This window comes from Empedobacter sp. R132-2 (genome assembly GCF_030324375.1).
In the GTDB taxonomy this organism is placed as follows: domain Bacteria; phylum Bacteroidota; class Bacteroidia; order Flavobacteriales; family Weeksellaceae; genus Empedobacter; species Empedobacter falsenii_B.
Genome location: NZ_JACAGG010000061.1, coordinates 1 through 5,473, shown reverse-complemented (window position 1 = coordinate 5,473; position 5,473 = coordinate 1). Strand labels below are relative to the sequence as shown.

9 protein-coding genes are annotated in these 5,473 nt (G+C 38.3%); 8 read left to right on the top strand and 1 reads right to left on the bottom strand.

Annotated features, from left to right (window positions below):
- On the bottom strand, positions 1-332 hold a 332-nt coding region (locus tag HXZ69_RS14965), incomplete at its 3' end, for an LbetaH domain-containing protein (protein WP_502875754.1).
- 432 nt (positions 333-764) lie between these two features.
- Here HXZ69_RS14965 and HXZ69_RS14960 point away from each other — a divergent pair.
- The 8 genes from HXZ69_RS14960 to HXZ69_RS14925 all read left to right on the top strand — a co-directional run bounded on the left by HXZ69_RS14960 (position 765) and on the right by HXZ69_RS14925 (position 5,383).
- A complete protein-coding gene (locus HXZ69_RS14960; protein ID WP_286496439.1) occupies positions 765-1,109 on the top strand; it encodes an ArsR/SmtB family transcription factor in 345 nt (114 codons plus the stop codon).
- 8 nt (positions 1,110-1,117) lie between these two features.
- Complete coding sequence (gene sul2 / locus HXZ69_RS14955) at positions 1,118-1,933, top strand: sulfonamide-resistant dihydropteroate synthase Sul2 (RefSeq protein ID WP_001043260.1); 816 nt, start codon at positions 1,118-1,120, stop codon at positions 1,931-1,933.
- A gap of 86 nt (positions 1,934-2,019) precedes the next feature.
- Positions 2,020-2,226 carry a hypothetical protein gene (locus HXZ69_RS14950; RefSeq protein WP_286496437.1) on the top strand — a complete coding sequence of 69 codons (207 nt, stop codon included), beginning with the start codon at positions 2,020-2,022 and terminating at the stop codon, positions 2,224-2,226.
- A 116-nt stretch (positions 2,227-2,342) separates the two neighbouring features.
- Positions 2,343-2,942, top strand: a complete 600-nt coding sequence (gene merTP, locus HXZ69_RS14945; protein ID WP_286496436.1) for a mercuric transport protein MerTP — start codon at positions 2,343-2,345, stop codon at positions 2,940-2,942.
- A gap of 1 nt (position 2,943) precedes the next feature.
- A complete protein-coding gene (locus HXZ69_RS14940; RefSeq protein WP_069796431.1) occupies positions 2,944-3,150 on the top strand; it encodes a GDCCVxC domain-containing (seleno)protein in 207 nt (68 codons plus the stop codon).
- A gap of 186 nt (positions 3,151-3,336) precedes the next feature.
- Entirely contained in the window at positions 3,337-4,140 is an 804-nt protein-coding gene (locus HXZ69_RS14935; protein ID WP_286496435.1) for an AraC family transcriptional regulator, read from the top strand.
- A 135-nt stretch (positions 4,141-4,275) separates the two neighbouring features.
- A complete protein-coding gene (locus HXZ69_RS14930) occupies positions 4,276-4,656 on the top strand; it encodes a VOC family protein (RefSeq protein ID WP_286496441.1) in 381 nt (126 codons plus the stop codon).
- Positions 4,657-4,897: 241 nt separating this feature from the next.
- Positions 4,898-5,383, top strand: coding sequence for a tetratricopeptide repeat protein (locus HXZ69_RS14925; protein ID WP_286496434.1), 486 nt, complete (start codon positions 4,898-4,900; stop codon positions 5,381-5,383).
- The last annotated feature ends 90 nt before the right edge of the window (positions 5,384-5,473 follow it).

Here is a 5,473-nt window from a genome sequence, read left to right as displayed (position 1 = left end):
GTATCTCCTGCTTTTTGAAATCCATCTTGGCTTTTACTGAAAACATCAAATTCAGACATATAAAAAAATGGAAAACTGGAAATCCAATCATATTTATGACCTTGATTACCTGCCATTATGAAACTTGCACCGCTCCCTATTGAACAATAAGAACCGATAATTAGTTTATCGACATCATTCCTGTCCGGAAACAGATAACGAGCACAATCGTCAAATGAATGACCGTGATAATAACCAGAATAATAAGAATATTTACCCGAAATTATATTGGGATTAGTTATGTGGTCTTTGATTATTTTTCCTTTAAAAGGACTTTCGAAGTAATTTTTCATTATTTAACATATTTAATTTACAATAAGAGACAATAAGGAAACGAAGAATAATACTAAACTATTCTCTTCCTATACGTTGCGTAAAGTAAATTTGCTAATCTGATAATTTCATCTGACAAAGATACTAAAAAACTACACATAACATCGCATTGGCAAAATGGCGGGTTAAGTTCAAAATTCAACTTTTGTGCTTTTTATTCCGCCGAATGTGTCCCACATTCAGCTTTTTTTTAATAATTTAGCTTCTGTGGAAACACATCGGCTACGTCACTGCTAAATTGAACTTTCGGTTCAATTTATCCGCCACTTCGCCAATGCGTTTCCCGTTAGTGGCAAGGCTATGACGACACAACCCGACAGACAAATCGGGTTCTTTTTGACATTTTATATTTTAGCAGTTGCTTAAATAAACAAATTGACTACCTTTGTGCTATGGACAACAATTCTTGTATAAGACAACAAGCGGACATTAAACAAATAAATCGCTGTAAAAACCGAGTTTCAGAACTCAACGGCTCGTTTGACTATTTATCGAACGGACTTGAATTGGCAGGAAACAACGTAAGACTGAAAATTCTATTTCTGCTCTATGAAGAAAAACGACTTTGTGTTTGTGATATAAGCGACATTCTCGGTATGACAATTTCAGCAGTTTCACAACACTTGAGAAAACTCAAAGACAGAAAACTAATTGAAACCGAACGAGAAGCACAAACCATTTTTTACTCATTGACAAAAGAGTATGAAAAAATGCTGAAACCGTTTTTTAAATTATAGAAGCCCCCATGAATAAATCGCTCATCATTTTCGGCATCGTCAACATAACCTCGGACAGTTTCTCCGATGGAGGCCGGTATCTGGCGCCAGACGCAGCCATTGCGCAGGCGCGTAAGCTGATGGCCGAGGGGGCAGATGTGATCGACCTCGGTCCGGCATCCAGCAATCCCGACGCCGCGCCTGTTTCGTCCGACACAGAAATCGCGCGTATCGCGCCGGTGCTGGACGCGCTCAAGGCAGATGGCATTCCCGTCTCGCTCGACAGTTATCAACCCGCGACGCAAGCCTATGCCTTGTCGCGTGGTGTGGCCTATCTCAATGATATTCGCGGTTTTCCAGACGCTGCGTTCTATCCGCAATTGGCGAAATCATCTGCCAAACTCGTCGTTATGCATTCGGTGCAAGACGGGCAGGCAGATCGGCGCGAGGCACCCGCTGGCGACATCATGGATCACATTGCGGCGTTCTTTGACGCGCGCATCGCGGCGCTGACGGGTGCCGGTATCAAACGCAACCGCCTTGTCCTTGATCCCGGCATGGGGTTTTTTCTGGGGGCTGCTCCCGAAACCTCGCTCTCGGTGCTGGCGCGGTTCGATGAATTGCGGCTGCGCTTCGATTTGCCGGTGCTTCTGTCTGTTTCGCGCAAATCCTTTCTGCGCGCGCTCACAGGCCGTGGTCCGGGGGATGTCGGGGCCGCGACACTCGCTGCAGAGCTTGCCGCCGCCGCAGGTGGAGCTGACTTCATCCGCACACACGAGCCGCGCCCCTTGCGCGACGGGCTGGCGGTATTGGCGGCGCTGAAAGAAACCGCAAGAATTCGTTAACTGCACATTCGGGATATTTCTCTATATTCGCGGTTCAGCAGGCATGTCCCCTTTGAGGGCGACCCGACGACAGGATAATCGACCTTATGGTGCGCAAATATTTCGGCACAGACGGTATTCGTGGCAAAGCCAACGAAGGCGCGATGACGGCGGAAACCGCCTTGCGCGTCGGCATGGCGGCTGGCCGTGTCTTTCGTCGCGGTGACCACCGCCATCGTGTCGTGATCGGCAAGGATACGCGCCTGTCGGATTGCAAAAATGGAATGATTTCTGTTTTTTTGATTCAACCTTAGATTGCAAAAAAGAGAAAATATTATAGAAATAAAAAAAGTGGAATTAATTAAAATTCCACCCTAGAATGCAAATACCCTTTTAAAATACTTGACGAAAACAAAATTTTAGAAACATTATGAAAACAGACAACAAACTAATCGGAGCAGGACTTTTAACAGCAATTGCAGCTTCATTGTGTTGTATTACTCCAGTCTTGGCTTTAGTAGCAGGAACAAGCGGACTTGCTTCTACTTTTTCTTGGCTCGAACCTTTCAGACCGTATTTTATCGGTTTGACAATTTTGGTTCTTGGTTTTGCTTGGTATCAAAAGTTGAAACCTAAAAAGCAAATTGACTGCAACTGTGAGACAGAAGAAAAACCAAAATTCATTCAGTCAAAAATGTTTTTAGGAATTGTAACAGCATTTGCAATCGTTATGCTTGCCTTTCCATACTATTCAAGCATTTTCTACCCAAAGAAAGAAAAGCAAATCATAGTAGTGGACAAATCCAATATTCAAAAAGTAAAATTTACGATTAGCGGAATGACTTGTGCGAGTTGCGAAGAACACGTAAATCACGAAGTAAATAAATTGACAGGAATAATAAGTTCAAACGCTTCATATGAAAATGGAAATGCAATCATAGAATTTGACAACTCAAAAACAAATATTTCTGAAATCGAAAAAGCAATAAACTCAACAGGATATTCTGTAACCGACAAAAAAGAAAATTAAAATGGAAATCAAATTACAATCAACAATAACTTGCCCCAACTGCGGACATAAGAAAGAAGAAACAATGCCGACAGACGCTTGCCAATATTTTTACGAATGTGAAAAATGCAAACAAGTTCTAAAACCAAAACAAGGCGACTGCTGTGTTTATTGTAGCTACGGAAGTGTTGCTTGTCCACCAATTCAGCAGGACAAAAAATGTTGCTGACAGACGGAAAACAAAGAAGCCCAGCCACTAACAGCGGTTTTGCAAAAGTGGCGGTTCAGTGCTTCGTTTGAAACTTTTTCGTAAATTTGAACATTCGTGCTTCGTATCAAAGGTAGTGCTAAAAATCCGCTCCCTCGCAAAGCCCCAAAACGTTATGCGTAATGCTATCAAAACTCCCGTAGAAAATTGGAAACAATAAGAAAATACTACAAACCAATTCAACCGACAGTTTCTACAAATGACGGAAAAATAACTTATCAAGAAATTCATCCAAAAAACGAAATCCAAAATTTTGTTTACTGTTTTTGGCAACTGAAAACCAAAAGAAAACTATCAGAAGATTTCAATTATTGTGTTGTTTCTGATGGTTGTATTGATATTTTTTTTGACAATAAACAACCTGAGGAGAGTTTTATTATGGGATTTTGTAGAAAATTTACTGAATTCAACATAGGAAAAGAGTTTAATTATATCGGCATTCGTTTTTTGCCAACTGCTTTTCCAATATTATTCGGAATAAACGCTAAAAAATTGAGTAATCACTCACAGGAATTGAAAAATATAAATCCCGAAATTTATAATTGGATATGTTCCGAAATAAAACCAAGAACTTCATTTGAAGATATTTCAAAAAAATTGAACAAAAAATTGTTAGAGGTTATTCATAATCAAAACATAGAATTAGACCAACGTTTTTTGAACTCACTAATTCTAATTTTTCAAAAAAAAGGTTTCTTAGATACAGAAAAAGATTTGGATACAGGTTTAAGTCCTAGACAATTACGAAGAATTTTTGATTACTATATTGGAACAACAGCAAAATCTTTTAGTAATGTTATTCGCTTTCAATACATTTTAAATGCAAAACCTTCCCAACAAAGTTTGAAAAATAATAAACTCTATTTTGACGTTGGTTTTTTTGACCAAGCACACTTTATTAAAAACTTCAAAACATTTTATGGAGTAACTCCTTCCGAAGCGTTCCGTTAGTTTGTCCGATTTTTACAATTCCAGCGGTTAATCTCAAACTAAATTTGTAAAACAAAATCGATTATAATGAAAACGATATTACTAACCGCATTTGTTTTGCTTTTTGGAATTTCAAATGCACAAACTACAAACAAAATGAAACTTAACGCAGGAATTATTACAGAAAAATTAAGTGAAACCAAAAAATTCTACAAAGAAGTGTTGGACTTTGGAGTGAGTTTTGAAAATGAATTTTATATTCTTTTGCACACACCAAACAATTCGTCAGAAATCAGTTTTTTGCAACCGAACCATCCAAGTCAAAAACCTATTTTCCAATCAGCATTTAACGGAAAAGGTGTTTATTTGACTATAGAAGTTGAAAATGTGGACGAAATTTATAAAAGGCTGAAAGACAAAGGTGTTTCAATGGAGTTTGAAATCCGAGACGAACTTTGGGGCGACAGACATTTTGCAATTAAAGACCCAAATGGAATTGGAATTGACATTGTAACTTATACAAAACCAGCAAAATAAAAGCACTACGCATAACATGGGTTTTGCAAGATGCGGGGTTGAAGGAAATCTCAGGGAAATTCAAGAAAATATCCGCAAAAAACCATTTCTTTTTTTATTTTTTGTAAATTTGAAAAAACGAAAATGGTCTTTGCTAGCGTTCGGTCACCTCTTGAAATCTCGGTTGCAGTAGCCCGCACCTCGCAAAGCCCCTTTCCGTTATGTGCAATTTTATACCAAAATCGTGTTTAAATAGAAATTTATGAATAAAAATACTCCAACTGTAAGACAAATTGCTTGGATTGCATTAATTCCTCAACTTTTATTTATGACATTCTTAGTTCTGATGTTTTATCTATTTAATTCAAAGGAACCATTTATGTTTGGTGCGTTGACTTATTTAATAATTTCCTTTTCTGTCCGAGGAATTCTGACCAAAAATCAAAAAAAGGGAATGGAATATATAAAGCAAGGAAATTATGCGGAAGCAATTAATGAGTTCCAAAGGAGTTTCGATTTCTTTCAAAAAAACGAATGGATTGATAAATATCGATACTTAACTTTACTAACTGCTTCAAAAAGTTCGTATAGAGAAATGGCATTGAATAATATTGCGTTTTCTTACTCACAGATGGGAAATGGACAAAAAGCACGAGAATATTATGAAAAAACACTACAATTATTTCCCGAGAACGGAATGGCAACTTCTGCTATAAACATACTAAATTCAGGAAAAAATATGGAATAAAAAAACTGCACATAATAACTAAGCTTTCGTCTTGCCCGGAGGGCTAGAGATGAAAGCCCGTTGAACGGAACCGGAGTAGCTTTATGTATT